This window comes from Paenibacillus sp. FSL M8-0228, assembly GCF_038007385.1.
Classification (GTDB): Bacteria; Bacillota; Bacilli; order Paenibacillales; family Paenibacillaceae; genus Paenibacillus; species Paenibacillus polymyxa_D.
In genome coordinates, this window is the sequence record NZ_JBBOXA010000001.1 from 543,559 (window position 1) to 559,485 (window position 15,927).

General features: G+C 40.8%; 14 protein-coding genes, 1 tRNA gene and 3 pseudogenes. 8 read left to right on the top strand and 10 right to left on the bottom strand.

Annotation, left to right across the window (positions count from 1 at the left end):
• Positions 1 to 99: 99 nt before the first annotated feature.
• A complete protein-coding gene (locus tag MKY98_RS02405; protein ID WP_029517885.1) occupies positions 100 to 1,131 on the bottom strand; it encodes a ribonucleotide-diphosphate reductase subunit beta in 1,032 nt (343 codons plus the stop codon).
• 20 nt (positions 1,132 to 1,151) lie between these two features.
• Positions 1,152 to 3,485 carry a ribonucleoside-diphosphate reductase subunit alpha gene (locus tag MKY98_RS02410; RefSeq protein WP_029517884.1) on the bottom strand — a complete coding sequence of 778 codons (2,334 nt, stop codon included), beginning with the start codon at positions 3,483 to 3,485 and terminating at the stop codon, positions 1,152 to 1,154.
• A 525-nt stretch (positions 3,486 to 4,010) separates the two neighbouring features.
• Between MKY98_RS02410 and MKY98_RS02415 the strand changes: the two genes are divergently transcribed.
• The gene (locus tag MKY98_RS02415; protein ID WP_029517883.1) at positions 4,011 to 4,358 is read left to right on the top strand and encodes an MTH1187 family thiamine-binding protein; all 348 of its coding nucleotides are present in this window, start codon (positions 4,011 to 4,013) and stop codon (positions 4,356 to 4,358) included.
• A 73-nt stretch (positions 4,359 to 4,431) separates the two neighbouring features.
• Positions 4,432 to 4,503, top strand: a tRNA-Thr gene (locus MKY98_RS02420).
• A gap of 95 nt (positions 4,504 to 4,598) precedes the next feature.
• Here MKY98_RS02420 and MKY98_RS02425 read toward each other — a convergent pair.
• Together MKY98_RS02425 and MKY98_RS02430 are read right to left on the bottom strand one after the other, a co-directional pair.
• Positions 4,599 to 4,787 (bottom strand): annotated as a pseudogene (locus MKY98_RS02425) (tyrosine-type recombinase/integrase); the annotation flags it as partial.
• A gap of 227 nt (positions 4,788 to 5,014) precedes the next feature.
• Entirely contained in the window at positions 5,015 to 6,007 is a 993-nt protein-coding gene (locus MKY98_RS02430) for a YiiG family protein (protein ID WP_029516023.1), read from the bottom strand.
• A 262-nt stretch (positions 6,008 to 6,269) separates the two neighbouring features.
• Here MKY98_RS02430 and MKY98_RS02435 point away from each other — a divergent pair.
• Positions 6,270 to 6,728: pseudogene (locus MKY98_RS02435) on the top strand (transcriptional regulator); the annotation flags it as partial.
• Between the two features lie 183 nt (positions 6,729 to 6,911).
• On the opposite strand, the gene MKY98_RS02440 reads toward MKY98_RS02435, so the two are convergent.
• Entirely contained in the window at positions 6,912 to 7,430 is a 519-nt protein-coding gene (locus MKY98_RS02440; protein ID WP_069010789.1) for a DUF3231 family protein, read from the bottom strand.
• A 154-nt stretch (positions 7,431 to 7,584) separates the two neighbouring features.
• Here MKY98_RS02440 and MKY98_RS02445 point away from each other — a divergent pair, with 154 nt between their 5' ends.
• Positions 7,585 to 7,827 (top strand): WGxxGxxG family protein, encoded by a 243-nt coding sequence (locus MKY98_RS02445; protein WP_069010790.1) that lies wholly within the window; start codon positions 7,585 to 7,587, stop codon positions 7,825 to 7,827.
• A gap of 237 nt (positions 7,828 to 8,064) precedes the next feature.
• Here the strand turns inward: MKY98_RS02445 and MKY98_RS02450 are convergent, their stop codons facing one another.
• Positions 8,065 to 8,568 (bottom strand): hypothetical protein, encoded by a 504-nt coding sequence (locus MKY98_RS02450; protein WP_069010791.1) that lies wholly within the window; start codon positions 8,566 to 8,568, stop codon positions 8,065 to 8,067.
• 448 nt (positions 8,569 to 9,016) lie between these two features.
• Here MKY98_RS02450 and MKY98_RS02455 point away from each other — a divergent pair.
• From MKY98_RS02455 to MKY98_RS02465, 3 genes and pseudogenes are all read left to right on the top strand, one after another.
• Positions 9,017 to 9,660 (top strand): annotated as a pseudogene (locus MKY98_RS02455) (glycosyltransferase).
• Positions 9,661 to 9,883: 223 nt separating this feature from the next.
• The gene (locus MKY98_RS02460) at positions 9,884 to 10,765 is read left to right on the top strand and encodes a glycosyltransferase family 2 protein (RefSeq protein WP_029516018.1); all 882 of its coding nucleotides are present in this window, start codon (positions 9,884 to 9,886) and stop codon (positions 10,763 to 10,765) included.
• 147 nt (positions 10,766 to 10,912) lie between these two features.
• A complete protein-coding gene (locus tag MKY98_RS02465) occupies positions 10,913 to 11,020 on the top strand; it encodes a hypothetical protein (protein WP_023986758.1) in 108 nt (35 codons plus the stop codon).
• Between the two features lie 220 nt (positions 11,021 to 11,240).
• Here the strand turns inward: MKY98_RS02465 and MKY98_RS02470 are convergent, their stop codons facing one another.
• The gene (locus MKY98_RS02470; protein WP_069010792.1) at positions 11,241 to 11,882 is read right to left on the bottom strand and encodes a hypothetical protein; all 642 of its coding nucleotides are present in this window, start codon (positions 11,880 to 11,882) and stop codon (positions 11,241 to 11,243) included.
• A 276-nt stretch (positions 11,883 to 12,158) separates the two neighbouring features.
• Entirely contained in the window at positions 12,159 to 13,199 is a 1,041-nt protein-coding gene (locus MKY98_RS02475) for an SPRY domain-containing protein (RefSeq protein ID WP_069010793.1), read from the bottom strand.
• 365 nt (positions 13,200 to 13,564) lie between these two features.
• On the opposite strand from MKY98_RS02475, the gene MKY98_RS02480 reads away from it, so the two are divergent.
• Positions 13,565 to 14,380, top strand: coding sequence for a DUF2935 domain-containing protein (locus MKY98_RS02480; RefSeq protein WP_039270320.1), 816 nt, complete (start codon positions 13,565 to 13,567; stop codon positions 14,378 to 14,380).
• Positions 14,381 to 14,514: 134 nt separating this feature from the next.
• Here the strand turns inward: MKY98_RS02480 and MKY98_RS02485 are convergent, their stop codons facing one another.
• Complete coding sequence (locus MKY98_RS02485) at positions 14,515 to 15,414, bottom strand: alpha/beta hydrolase family protein (RefSeq protein WP_069010794.1); 900 nt, start codon at positions 15,412 to 15,414, stop codon at positions 14,515 to 14,517.
• Between the two features lie 147 nt (positions 15,415 to 15,561).
• On the bottom strand, positions 15,562 to 15,927 hold the full coding sequence (locus MKY98_RS02490; protein WP_039270324.1) for a cupin domain-containing protein: 366 nt from the start codon (positions 15,925 to 15,927) through the stop codon (positions 15,562 to 15,564).

A 15,927-nucleotide genomic window follows, 5' to 3' on the forward strand; every position in this document is an offset into this window, starting at 1 on the left:
TTATTCAGATGTTTCATGATTTTTTTTGCGTATTTGCGTAAATTCTCATGAAAAAAGCCTTAGCCCGGTAAGTACCGAGCTAAGGCTGTATCTTATGACTTACAAATCGTCAAATCCGTTGTCATCTCCGACCTTGCCATAATTGCGTGATTTTGCTTCAAAGAAGTCCGTTTTTGTCGCATTCAGCGCTTCATCTGAGAATGGTTTAATCCAAGGCATACAGTTTACATCTACGCCTTCGTACGCTTTGTCCATACCAAGCAATCTCAGGCGCATATTTGCCATGTATTTGATGTAATCGCTCAGCTCGTTCAGGTCGATGCCGCGAACCTCTTTGAGCGTATAATGCGCCCAATTCGTTTCCAGCTCCACAGCGCGGTCAATCATACGATAGACATAGTCCGTATTTTCCTTGGTATTCAGCTCAGGGAAATCAGACAACAGCTGCTTAAACACTTCGGCAAAGAAGTAGCAATGCTGATTTTCATCACGCTGAATATACGAGATCATTTGGCTGGTTGCCATCATTTTCTGATCACGGGCCAAATTGTAGAAGAAAGCAAACGTACTATAAAAGAAAATGCCTTCCAGAATCAAATCGGCTACCATCGCTTGGAAAAAGGTTTGCGGGTTCTGCTCATCGCGGAACTCCTGGTAAATGTCCGAGATGAATGTGTTACGCTCCAGCAGGACAGGATCGTTTTTCCAGTATTCAAAAATTTCCTTCTGTTCCTGATCTGACACCAAAGAAGACAGAACGTAGGAGTAGGACTGGTTATGCACCACTTCCTGCTGCCCGATAATCGCTGAAATAGCTTCCAGTGACGAGTCGGTAAAATAGCGTTTTACATCCCCGACAAACATCGTTTGCATCGAATCCAGTACAGCCAGCAGGCCGATGTTAATTTTAAAGGTGCGCTGTTCTTCGGCATCCAGCACAGGGAACTGGGACGCGTCCTTGGACATCGGAATTTCATCTGGAATCCAGTGGTTCAGCAGTAGCACTTTATACAATTTGTACATATGTGGCATCCGAATATCGTTCCAATTCAAAATACCGGAGCTTTCGCCTTCAATAATACGGGTAGAGCGATTTGGCGCTTCCGTGTTAAAAATCTTCTGTAACTGCATGAGAGCTTCTCTCCTTTAGTTTAGGATGCGCAGCTATCACATTCTTCAATCGTCAGTGCGCGGCTGCGTACATAATAGGTCGATTTCATACCTGATTTCCAGGCATGGATGTGCAGCTCTAAAAATTCAGTTGCTTTAATATCAGGCCGTACATACAGGTTAAAGCTTTGGCCCTGGTCAATATGACGCTGACGTGCAGAAGCCATGTTGATCGAAGCGTGTTGATCCAGCAAGAAAGCCGTCTTGTAGTACCAGATAGTTTTTTCGTTCAAGTCAGGTGCAGGGTTAGCAATCTTGTAAGTTGTTTTCTCTTCATAGGAAAGCAGCTCATACAATGGATCAATGCTGGCGGTAGAGCCTGCAATAATAGACGTGGAACCGTTAGGCGCGATGGCGAACAGCCATGCGTTGCGGACACCGTTTTGTTGGACTTCTTCTGCAAGCTCACTCCACTCGGAGGTAGTGACAAATTTGCCTTCGCGTGTACCATCTGTATAGCCACGGGAAGTGAAATAGTGCCCGGTAGACCAGTCAGAGCCCTCGAATTTGGCATAACGGCCTTTTTCTTTCGCTAGCTCCATGCTGGATTTGACGGCCAGGTAGTTAATTTTTTCATACAAATGATCGTTATAGGTTACCGCTTCATCGGATTCCCAACGGATACCTTCCAGTGCGAGTAGATGATGCAGTCCGAATGTACCCAGACCGACAGCGCGATATTGGCTGTTCGTATATTGTGCTTGCAGTACTTCAATGTTGTTGATATCAATAACATTATCCAGCATACGTACCTGAATCGGCACGAGGCGATCCAGCACACCTGCCGGAACCGCACGAGCCAGATGGATGGAGTTCAGGTTGCACACCACAAAGTCGCCAGGAATTTTGGAAATAACGATGCGTGTTTGTCCGTCCTTGGTGACCAATTCTTCTTTTTCCACTACAGTTGCAGATTGGTTTTGCATAATTTCCGTACACAGGTTGGAGGAATACACCATACCATGGGCGCGGTTCGGGTTGGCCCGGTTTACCGTATCACGGTAGAACATGTAAGGCGTACCTGTTTCTAGTTGTGACTTCATCAGGCGCTTCATGATGTCGATAGCAGGCACCGTAATACGAGAGAGAATCGGATGCTGCGACGCCTCTTCGTATTTCTCGCGGAAGGTACCTGAACCGAAGGTTTCATCATAAAAATCTTCCAGTCCCAGTGGACGACCGTTGTCATCTTTCCAGCCCATTACTTTCTTCACTTCATGCGGACAGAACAGATTCCATTCGCCCCGTGCTTCGACCCGCTCCATGAACAGATCGGGCAGACATACGCCATGGAACACGTCATGTGCACGCATCCGCTCGTCACCGTTGTTCAGCTTCAGGTCAAGGAATGCGAGGATGTCCTTATGGAATACGTCCAGATATACGGCAATTGCACCTTTGCGAGTACCCAATTGGTCTACGCTAACAGCTGTATTGTTCAACTGGCGAATCCACGGAATGACGCCGGAACTTGTATTTTTATGTCCACGGATATCGGAGCCACGCGCCCGTACTTTACCAAGGTATACGCCGATGCCGCCGCCCATTTTGCTAAGACGGGCTACATCCGTATTGGAGTCGAAAATACCTTCCAATGAGTCGTCTACGGTGTCGATAAAGCAGCTGGAGAGCTGTCCGGCCACCTTTTTTCCGGCATTGGACATAGTTGGTGTAGCTGCTGTCATGTACATGTTGCTCATCGCCCAGTACGCTTCTTTGACCAGCTCCATCCGCTTGTCGGCAGGCTCTTGGTGCATCAGGTACATCGCGATGATCATGTAGCGTTCTTGAGGCAGTTCCATTACGCGTCCGTCAAAATCGTTGGCCAAATAGCGCTCAGACAGTGTTAACAGCCCGATATAATCGAACAACAGGTCATTTTTCGGCAAAATGGAATCGCCCAACTCATCAATCTGCTCCTTGGTATAGTAGTCGAGCAGTTCTTGACGGTAAATTCCTTTTTGGACCAAATCAGTGATCAGTGGATAAAAAGCGCCGTAAGGCTCGTCCGCATAGGATTTGTAACGGCGGTGAGTAGCCGCTTTTTTATACAAGGAAGTGAGCAAAGCACGTGCAGCGGCAAATTTCCAGTCCGGTTCTTCCTTACTAACCAATTCAAGGGCAGCCATTGCAAACGCGTTGCTAATGTCATCCCCCGTGACTTCGTCCCGGCGCAGCTTGCTAGTTACACCGCGAATGAGTCGATCCTTATCCAGCTTGTCCAGTCCGCTGAGTACACGGTCGGCATATACGGAGATGCGTATTTCGTCAAAAGCCAACTGGCGATTGTTTGGTTTGGTTACGAGTTGTGGCATAGGATTAATTCCTCGCTTTCCTGATTTGGAATCATACTTGGGAATAGGCATGAAAATGATCATGATGAGAAGATAATGGCGAAAAAAGCGATGGTCAGACAGCATTTGGGGGCTGTATGTAATCCAATAACATAGAAATAGCGATGTACCTGCCAATGAAGGGGGAAAAGATGGTTCCCGTACGATTTATCGGCTACATCACTATATTTAGACGTGTTATGAATATTTAACCCAACATATTGTGTGTAAAAACTTAAAATTTCAAATAAGTGCAAGGAGTATTATAGCAACATTCGAAGCCATACGTAAAGGAAAAGGAATGGAAAATCAAAATATACAGAGAAGTCGCGGGCTGTATTTGAATTGAGACAGTTTGAACGGTACAATGAATGATAAAGATGTTTCCTACAGAAACAAGCAGCATACATATGAACTTTTTTTGTGAAATAAGGCTGCTCGCTCTATAGACTGAAATTTTAGATTTTTAAAGAAGCGATGATTTTAATTTTAGGGAGGAACCTGGCGATGGCTATTGCAGAAGTGACAGTGATCCCGATTGGAACGGGGAGTACAAGCCTGAGCGACTACGTTGCCCAGATGCAAAAAGTGTTGAAGACGCAAAAAGGAATTACCTATGAGCTTACCTCCATGAGTACGATTATTGAAGGTTCGTTGGACGATGTATTCACCGCCATCGCTGCGCTGCACGAAGCACCATTCCTGTCAGGAGCGAAGCGTGTTTCCACCTCGGTCAAAATTGATGATCGCCGTGACAAGCCTTCCTCCAGTCACCAAAAGCTCCGCTCTGTAGCAGAGAAACTATCTGGCACCGTGACAGGAAATGTTACCGAACTAAATCCAAATCCTAGTTGAAAAGGTTGATGTAAGTGATTGATTTTTATGTAACTAAGAGTATAATAGTTTTTGTTGTCAGTTACACTGACCTGCTGGTGTAGCTCAGGGGTAGAGCAACGCACTCGTAATGCGTAGGCCGGGGGTTCAATTCCCTTCACCAGCATAGCTATCAACTCAAGCACAGCGCGGCTTCCAAGCTTTTTGGAGGACGCGCTTTTTTTGTTGGAGTGAGCATTTTTCTACCATTTTTCTAACCCTTTAATCTAGTAAAGTGGGTTTTTCAGTGCTAATACTCTCACCTGTAATTGAATCGCCAATGTTTTTTAACACCGCCTCTTGGAGATTCGGAAGAACATGTGAATAGGTATCCAGAGTTACATTGATAGACGAATGTCCAAGTTGCTCTTGAACGTTCTTCGGATGAATACCAGCTTTGAGAAGTAAGGTTGGTTATTTTTACACTTTCAGGATTATGCGGTTCCAGAAATTAAAGCAGCATTTTTAAATCTTATTGTTAATGTGCCGGATAAGCTTTTAACCACCATCATAGCATTCACCCTCAAGTTACCATTGGAGGATTTTAAAGCACAAGCTCTGCTAACCTTATGGTTGGCAGAGCTTGTTCGTTATCGGAACTCCGTATTTGTTTTCGCAGCTCCTATCGTTAGATACGCTTAATTTATTTCATTATATCGTTCGACTGCCTTGCTTAGCTTATAATTGAAATTCTCAGGTGTGCCATCCGTAGTGTTCAGGAACTGGCCGTTCAGGTCAGAATCAGATACAGGTTCCTTCTTATTGATGCGTTCAATAATTTTTGAAGCAGCCGCTTTTGCCTCAGTGGCTGAGTCAACATAGTTCCTGATACTGAAGCTGTTAATCCCTTCTTTTTGAACTCGATTCTTGTCTTTTGAGATTGTCATGAGCGCACTTAGATCTGCGGTCATAATGTCGTATTTGGCTTTAAACTTCGTCATATCAAGCTGCAGCACATTGTCGGCGGTGATACCCTGCTCATCCATTTCAATGGCCGTAGCCTCGGCATCTATCATGAACTTCAAGGCATTATACCTGATCTGCTGGTCTGAATCCTTGAGTTTTTGCAGTTCAGCCAGACGCTGCTCGTTACCCAATTTTTGCATAGCCGTGAAGTATTGTTTGGAGACAGTCTCGTAAGCGAGATTGGCACTTACCAGCTTGGTATGCAGCTGTTTTCCTTTTGCGAAGTCATCATCCACGTAGCCTTTTGTATCATAGTAGGCTTTCATCTCGTCCAGGACGGACAACAGATCATTGATGACCGGTGTCAGTTTGATCACTACGGGATCTGCGTTCGCAAAAGCAGGTTGGCTTGCGGTATAGCCGTTCGCTTTATCAATAACTTCCCGCTCAGTTTCAGCAACGCCGAGCATGATGAAGCTGAAGTTCTTCTCGATTACAGGCTGTGTATCCACTCCGAACTTCTCGAAATAATGAACCAGAACCTCATTGATTCTGCCTGTCATCAAGTTATTCAGCCTCACATACGCATTGTATTTTTCGATTTCTTTGCTCTCGCCGGACGTAACGCCTGCAGTCGCTTGATCCACGGTGGATGTAATGGCAGAACAAGCGGACAACATTGCACCCAACATAATAATGGAAATAAAGAATGATAGCTTTCTCAAAATAGTGATTCCCCCGACTGAGTAATTTAACGTGCTCTTCTTTTGTAAGATGTCTGAATAGGAGAGAGAACAACTGACCTTTTCCGGGCGATTAAATTCCCTCTTCGCCGCATACCAATGTTAATTGTAAAACAATCTATTCAATTTTAAATTTATTTGGTGAATAGGTCTTGAGACTTGAGTAGCATAATTTTATAAATTTCTTTGTTGTTGACGATTGCTCTGCCAACTTTCTAAATGCTTATATTCCTCTGGTCTCAGTTATAAACTGTTGTCAGGAGATATAAGTGTGCTTCAAGATTATGTTGAATATATTGCAGCAACATCCGCCACTAACGAGAATGAGAAAATCTCAAAACTGTTGAATGTTATAATTTCAGCAAACCAATATAGTATAGATGTAGAAGGTATACTTCAGCAATTTGAAGCCGAAATAAATGCTTTTGCACAACAGCAACTATCATCAGATGATATGTATACCCAACAAGTGATACCGGATTATATCGCGTGGTTTGGTTACGAGTTATCTTATTATTATTTACATCGAGGTTCTTACATTGATGGTTTTAAACATTTGATGTATTCATTAGTAAGTTATCATACACTAAATAATGAGACTTGTTTTATAAACTGTTTGGGTTTGTTTTTACATTTTCGGGATTATGCGGCTCCTGAAACCAAAGCAGCATTTTTTAATTTTATGGAAAAGGTGTGGATGTAGCTTTTTGTTTATTGTTACTGTGCCGGATCAAGCCCTTAACCAACACAATAGTATTCAGCCTTACGTTACCATCGGAGGTGCTTAAACGTAACAAAACCAATCCCCGCTAACCTTAACTGGTCGGCGGGGATTTTTGTTGAACAATCTAAGGGGAACAGTGTGTTGAGGAATCGTACTGGAAATTTAGGCTTTAACTGGTTCAGGTCTTTTTAATTGAAGAGGGGGGGGGATTAGCCAACCCTTTTCTTTATTCATTTTTAAAATACGAACTCCCAAAGCAGTCTTAGTTAGATGATATTTCGCAAATAAAGCCCCGATGTCTTCTCTAATGGATTGACCCATAGCTTGGCTGCAAGATGTCAATCCTACAGTGGTATCTAATGCGATTTTAGCTGCGATTTCGGGATCAGTAAACCTTGCACCAACCGGGATATCCTCAAGTTTCACAGGGGGTCTTTCAGGCAAAATAGGAGCTGGGGCAATCCCATTATCAGTAAGCATTGCGTCGCATTCTTGGATTTCCAGTTTAGCTTGATCAATAAGATCATCCAGTATTTTTTTGAGTTCTTTGTCTCCTGCGTGGTTTAAACATGCTTGGTAAAATGAAACGCTGCCTTTCGCTAACGCTGAAAACTGCCATACACTATAAACTTCTCCGTAATGCATGGGCTCGTCTTTTGGATTCCCGCTTAGGATACCCATTATAAACACCACTCCTTTTTTAATTTTAATGATGTACAAATTTATGATTCCCAGTAGTGAAGATTTAATGTGTGTATAAGAAATAAGTTCAATTGGCATGCTAAATACATTAAAAAATTGATTGCAAACACAAATTTAAAGGAGTGGTTTAGGTATGTTGAAAAAAATGAAGATAATGGCTGTTGTTGCATTAATGATTTCAAGCTTTGGAGCGGCAGTAGCATTTGCTGAAAACAGTCAAAACAATATGGGCACAAACGACAATGGTAGAACACAAATGCTAACTACTACTAATGATAACGATAATAATAATAATTGGGGGTGGCTTGGTTTGTTGGGATTAATTGGATTGGCAGGTTTAAAACGTCGCGAGCCTGAAAACCACAGTAAAAGATAATCGTAAACAACAACTCAAAACAACCAAACAATCCCCGCTAACCATACTTGGTCAGCGGGGATTGTTTACTTTTAGATTCAACACACCGATCACCGAATAGCTATTAAGATTAACTAATCTTATTTTTCCGTGATCAATGTGAATTTAGAGTAAATGAAAGGACTCCGCTAATATATTGCCATAAGAGTCTTTATTTGATTACTCACTTACTTAAAACGTCAGAGTATCTTTACTGTTTTATGGAGTAGTGGGTAATGCAGTTTCCTTCTCTTCGTTATTTTTAACTTTTCTTGTTACTTTCTTAGTTCTCCGTCTAAGAATGACGAACATATAAACTATAGCAATCAAAAATGACTTTATATAGAAAATGTCATCTAATTGTTGATAATAGAAAGACAAAACCAAAATAAAAGTAAAGACAGAGACAATAATCCTTACCGCCAGATGATGAATAAATTTTATAAATTTACTATGTTCATTACTTTTTTGAAGATCAATTATTAAGTATAGTACAAAAACAGGTATGGCAATCGAAGCTCCTTTTAATATATCCTCTATTGATTGTGATCTAACTGTAATAAATATTAGATACGACAATGCAAGCGTGCCAAAAGTAATAAAGGAAGTGACGACATTTTTAAAATTTAAGAATCCTAATAACCATCGTACCAGTACTTTGAAAGGATATAATATAAGAATTAGTGCAAACAAGCCCATGAATACTTCTATCATATATTCCATTCTAACTCTCCTTATGTTATTTAGAACTTAATTCTATACACTTACTATTTTCATTTATTAAATGTTCTCATATATCCACATCGGTTGTGGTATTTGCTTTTTATCTGCCATACATATTATCGGTATTTCCTGTTATTTTCTTTGATTATTTGTTCCATTGAAACAATTTTCTAACTAATGTGATAATGCATATCTTGAGAGTTTTTAGCAGCAATTAGAATTCTTAAGAGTGGAACCAAGTCAAAGATCATCATTCTGCTAGATACAAAGATAAGTATTTTAGAAACCATTAAGGCAACGGTCTCGTCTTGTTACTACTTGAGCGCGCATGGCTCCCACAATGATGGAAAGCTGTAGATAATCACTAATCCTCTGTATAAAATTTCGGATATTTCAACCATAATAAGACAGCCTGTTTTATTCCAAACGTACAGAGGAGTAGATAAAATTGAAAAACAAATGGCTGTTGCCGTTAACCTTGGCGCTCGTTTTTAGCATAACTCCGTTAGTATCGCGCAAGCGAAGGTAGGGGAGGAGAAGGGATCTGCTTGCCTAAGTTCCAAAATGGTGCAACTGAAAGGCGATATGCAGAAGGTATGGATCGACCATACGATATGGACGAGGAACTATATTGTCAGCGCCATATCTAATCTTCAAGATCAGAAGGACGTATTGGACCGGCTTTTACGGAACCAGCAGGATATAGGCAATCTGATCAAGCCTTATTATGGGGAAGCCGCTGGTAATAAGCTGGCTGATCTCCTGAGGGAGCATATTCTGATCGCAGGCAAAATTGTAGTGGCTGCCAAAGCGGGCAATCAGGCGGATGTGAAAATGCTAGAGGCGGATTGGCATACAAACGCCGACGATATCGCCAAATTTTTAAGTGATACGAATCCGAACTGGCAGTTTAAAACGTTACAAGATATGCTGTATACGCACCTTCAGTTGATTACGGAATTAGTCCTTGACTATATCAAAGGAGATTGGAGAGCGGAGATTGCAGCAACCGACAAAAACGAGATCCATATGAATCATTTAGCGGACATTCTGACAGAAGGCATTGTCAAACAGTTTCCTGAAAAATTTTAAGTGAGCGCTATAGACGCTACTAAGCAGATTAGCTTTCTATAATTACCCCAAAGGGTTGTTATGGAAAGCTTTTTTTACCGAGAAGCCGCCTCAAAATATATTTCAATACATATACTTGGAGCATGAACATTCGAAGAAATAGTTTTCGAGAAAAATAGGGAAGTTGGCTTTTATGCAAAATAATATTTTCTAATTTTAAAATGTAGAATGGAGGGAACTTCTTGTGCCACGAGCTTCAGTTATACTTCCAGTTTATAACACTGTGTCCTTTGTTTGGGAAGCGATCCACAGTATATTAGCTCAAACCTATTCCGATTTTGAATTGATTATTATTGATGATGGCTCAACAGATGGATCCGCTTTTGTTATTTCACAGATAACAGATCCTAGAGTAGTTAAAATATTCCATAGTACCAATCAAGGTTTGGTTGCTACTTTAAACGAGGGATTCAATAGGGCAACTGGTGAATATATCGTTCGTATGGATAGCGATGATATTTCTACGCCAGATCGACTGGATGTGCAAATATCATTCATGGATCAAAATCCCTTAATTGATGTATGTGGTGCTGCTTTTACTACTTCTAGTGGAGGGGCACTTAAGGTGAATCCGGCTAGTCATGAAGAAATTAGAACATGGTTGTTATTTCATTGCTGTATCTGCCATCCTGCTACAATATTACGCAATAGCATGATACATCGGCTAAACATTCAATATGATAGTAGTTATCCTCATGCCGAAGACTACGAACTGTGGAACCGATTAGCCTCTCAGGTACAAATAGCAAACCTCCCTATAAGCTTATTGTATTATCGTCAACATAAAGGACAAGTGTCCATTCAGCACAGAGCCATACAAGACGACACCGCTCGGAGAATTCGACAAAGACAGTTTAGCCAGTTGGGCTTGGAATTATCAGATGAAGAGAACCAGATGATGCTGAATATTCTTGAGTTTAAAATTAATCCCTATGATTATAATTGCTACACTAAAGCTGTTGGATTTGCAAATTGGGTGTTGGATCAAAACCGTAAGTATCAGATTTACAATCAGGAACTATTAAGCATGGCTTTTTCGCGGTGTATATCTCATCTTCCATATTAACAAAGCTATCAGCACGCGATCGGAAAGTATCCTAATATTCCGCTGGCATGCGTAAATGGAGTGCTTTTTATGTTTACCTGAATGCCCGGTCATAAAACATATTTACACATATATTAAGATGAAGACAAATAAAGGAGGGCTAAAGCTATGAGCGGATGTGCAGGTGCAGCTGTTTGCGGTGTGTGGACTTCTACAGCGGCTATTTTGGTGCTCTATATCCTCTTGGTTATCATCCTTAAATCATGTTGGGTTTAATTTTGCGAAAAGAATTGTATGATAATGACCCATCAATCAAGTTGAACGACCTTCTTTCATTCTGTCCGAAATTAGATTAGATAAAAAGCTCTGCTAACCTTAAGGGTCGGCAGAGCTTTTTGCATTTGAACAATTTCCTAATCACTTTATTTAGCCGGATAGAGTCCCTCTCGTTGTGTATTTAGTTGAATACTCGCTTAAGGGCTTGCATGATTAAAATTTATTGATTTTCTTTCGTGAGAAAAGAAGCTGCTAACAGTGTAGTATTCGTATAGCCACCTGAAATATTTTCATATGAAAAATTAGCGATAGGAACTCCAATAACTGTAGCAACGTCTCCTTCAAAAATTTCCCCACTTGCTCCCGGATAAACTGCCATTACTGTATTATCATTTTCATCACTAATATAAACGATAGCCGTTGTTCCTATAGGAATGTTATCTTCTTCTATATCTATTACATCGCCGCTTATTTTTACAAATTTGTTTAAGTATAAGTTCAAATTTTTATTTAAGTGTTTTGTTGTTACGGATTTGTCTACTAGATTAATGACTTTGCTTTTATCTGTGGAAGGAAATAAGTCACTGTTTTTAGCAATGAAGTCATAAGACGTTTGTTCCATAGAAGCTTGATCTTCTGTTAACATGGGGGTTCCATCTTTCATGAATTCAGCAAATAAATATTGTTTATCTGTGACCTGATTTGTAGAAGCTTGCTGAGCAGTATTTTCATTGCTTGCTGTTTGTTCAGTAGCAAAGGATGTACTTGAAGACCCAGACCTTGTCGTTGCTTCTTTGAAATTGCTTCCACAAGCTGTTAGAGCTACAGAAAGTAGAGCAATGAATAGAGCTTTTTTTAACATGACGAATTCTCCTGTGAGTATCCTCATCGGTTGAGGTAGTTGCTCATTTTATCTTGTTACCTTTATTATCGAATATTAATGTTGAATAAATAAGCAAAGCACAGCTTCCAGGTTTTTTGGAAGCCGTGCTTTTTTTGTTTAAAGAACGATTTGCAAACTTTTAGTCTAGAAAAAATGTATCGTCCAGTTATAGCAGTTTAGGCGTGATTTCGAGATTAAGTAAATATAAAGAAGGACTTCATCGGCATGTTAGCCGACATGAAGCCCTTCATATGTTTATTTAGTTGAATATTCGCTTACTTCAAATGTGAGAATTTTGTTGAAGATTACGTAGTCTTTGCGATTGCTGAATGGACCTTTGTTGTTATTGTGCTTGTCAATGGCAAAGAAAGAAGCACCTCTACCAGCATCTTTAGCGTCATACCAAGCGATGAAGGCATTCAGTTCTTTTTTACTCAAATCGAATTCTTTATCAAACCCATTGTCCATGGTTACAGTGAGAATGGCACGATCACCAGTTGGTTGGGAGGCCCCATCTGTATCCGACGGATCGGGCTTAGTGGACGGATCCGGTGTAGTAGACGGATCGGGCTTAGTGGATGGATCCGGTGTAGTAGACGGATCGGGCTTAGTGGATGGATCCGGTGTAGTAGACGGGTCAGGCTTTGTAGATGGATCAGGTGTTGTAGATGTATCCGAATCTTGATAAGGTAAAAAACCTTCTGGTACAGAATATTTAAAAGCGCTTGCTCCAAAATTAGCAGTAAGTTTTTTTTCTGATGCATTGCCATTGTAGATTAGTGGGAACACTTGTGATCCAGCAAGCTCTGAAGGTTTTGCAATGCTTGTTCCTTGGGAAACCCCATTTTTGTACCATGTGACTTTGTCGTTGTCCAAATCTAAAGCTACACCAATCACGTCATTGCTGCCAAACATACTACCATAAGGAGTTCTTTGAATATTGTTTGATGTGTTTTTTGTTCTAATTAACAGTTGACCATCCAAGCCATATTTAGCCATCATTTCCCATGACGATGTGGGTAGTGTACCTGTTTCCCCAGTAATTCCTATTAAAGTTATAGAATCGTACCTATTATCATTTACGCTTACTTCCCAGAACCATTTGCCTGAAGCTTTCCCAATAGTTGCTTTGTCGGCATCACCGTTACTCCCAAGAATCCTTACTAAAGATCCATTTGTCCAAGTCACATTTGTAGTCTCTGCGTTTGTAACGGTAGGGAACAATGAGAACACCGAAGCTCCAATGAGAAGGGCTAACACTATTGTTCCTAGTTTTTTGAATATAATATTGTTCATGACTTCCTCCTAAATATATGTAATAACAAGTGAATTATAGAACTAGATTGGGAGAAATGTCCAAACATTAAATGATATAAATTCAAATATGAGTATTATTATGGAATTTAATTTGTTTCAGGGGAACCTAGGTCGTCGAAAGTATGAAAAGGAGAAAACTCTAAAAGATCTAATAACTTTGACGGTCATTAGCCAGTATGAAGAAATATTTCAGGTACATAAATAAGGCAACAGAGTTACGAGTCACAATAGCTCAACTTCAAAATTAGATTTGTATGAGATTTGGAACTTCATCATTCATAATGACCTGGCATATCCCATATGACTAAGTAAGTGCTTTTTGCTCACATAGAGGAGGGATATGATTGGATGCATTCGTAGCGCGCTCATTAGATGAAATACGATTTTGGTCGAGGATTATGAAGGAGCATTCCTTTTTTCTGGGGTTAGGTTTTAGAGCGGAAGATACTCAACTTAAAACAGAAGCCAATCAGTTTTACGCTATTTTCGAGGATATCGAGAAAAGGTCGCATGAATTTAATAACAAGACAGATCCTTATACAATCAAAGAGTTTAATACGGAAGTTCAGAATGCGGCGACGAATATTTGGGCATTTAAGAGGATGGTACTGGGCCTTATATTACAATGCAAGCTTCCTGGACAAACCAATTTTCCTTTACTGGTAGATCACGTAAGTCGGGAAGCAAATTATTTCAGAAACCGTTTAGGAGAACTGAATTCAGGAACACTTGAACCCTTACCTGATGCTATTATTGACGAAAATGTATTTTTCTTAAAAATCATGGCCGATCACGCAAAATTTATAGGCCATTTGCTTGATCCATCCGAACGTAAACTGGTTGAACAAGCTAGGGAGTTTAGTAATGATTTTGATATGCTAATGTTTCAAGCGATTGACCTAAGTCATATGCGACCACAGTCACAAACCGTTCCACTCCTGAGTCAATTTGTTGATGAGAACCGTGTCTCTGTGAAGTCCTTGCGTGATTTTAAGAAAACAGCGCGTGATTTAATCGACGAGTGCCGAATAAAAAGCATTATCCATCCTTTATTAGCCGATCATGTATTTCGTGAAGCTGAGAGGTTCCTTTTTATTCTCGATATGTTTGATCAATCCTTATCAGGTGTTAAGGTGAATAAGAGAGAAATCATGCACTGAGAGAGCCCAGCCAAAAGAACACAGTTTCTGTAAAATATCCAGTGGAAATAAAGCTTTAGACTGAACAAAAAATCAAACAGCGGCGGACCAAGACTTGAAAGATAAAGTCTTAGACAGCCGCTGTTGTCATCCAACTAACGTGTATGAGCATATAGAAAATCCAATATGTCAGCATTAAGTCCCCTATGGAAATGTTCGCGATCAAAGCCGGGAGGGTCTTGCGATGGGAGAAAGGCTGGAGTCCTCATCGATTTCGGGAAAGGACTCAGAAAGGAGAAATGTCCGGCGTTTTTTACTGTTTTGTATTGTACCTTCTTAGGGTCCAGCACGCCATCCAATATTATACGCGCGTGTAAAGAAGGAGTGTACTGATCCTTCTCTGCATCCATCATTAAGATAGGTAGATTAACCGTACGCAAGCTATCTTCAGCTCGAAACCAGACCGACGCTGGCGCTAGTAAAACGAGGCATTTTACTCGGTAATCTGGTGTAACCTCTATAAGCTGGGGCTTTCCGTCCGAGGTCTCGTGAGGAAAAGAAGTCGGCACGCCACCTGCCGCTGCTAATACCGTATAACCACCCATGGAATGTCCAATGAGCGACACAGCATTCTGTATCAAATTGTCCTTGAACAGCATACTATCGAAAAACCAATCGGTGGCCATATTAAGATGTCTAGGTCTATAGATAAGATTCTGGGCAGTCCCTTCCAGACTATTATCATTTCGATTGTTAAATGGATGCTCTGGAATGCCGACAATAAAACCATTACGTGCTAAATACTGCGCCAAAATCCGATACACAAGCGGTGTACTGCCAGTACCGTGAGAGATGATAACCAAAGGGAACCTTCCTTCCGATGGCCCTGCCTCTCTCGCCAACTCTAACTGGTATGGACCCAATCGCTCTATTTGTTCGGGTTCGTCCGTTGGATACATTACCATCATGGGAAATGTAATGCCTAGAGAGGAATCCTTTATTTCTACTTCTCGCCATCCTGCATAACTATTCTTAAATTCTGCGTTTCTTATCATCCACTATACTCTTCCTTTCTCGAAATTTTTGTTTAACTATCCCCCCTGCCCGTTGCTTAGTGCAATAATAGACAGCTACGGAGTGCATACGCCCCATCTCCGATCAGCTTCAATTTTTCTTGTTCACTTCTAATTATTGCTATATATTCAAATCCAAGTATCATTGGCTGCCGTTAATTCTGACTCTGCTCCTCCAGTATTTACCACTCCCCTCGGCTCTACTAGCATGATATGGCACTCCTCATGGGCGAAAGGTTTATGTTCGACCCCCTTAGGTACAATAAACATCTCTCCCTGAGAAACTTGTACCCGTCCATCTCTAAAATCAATGAACATCTCACCTTCAAGTACAATAAAGACCTCGTCGGTATCCTGATGATCATGCCATACAAAATCCCCAACTATTTTCACCAATTTAAATTGATAGTCATTCATTTCACCAATAACTTTCGGAGACCAATGATCACTAAACTTAGATAACTTTTCATTCAGTTTGATGGATTGATACTTCAT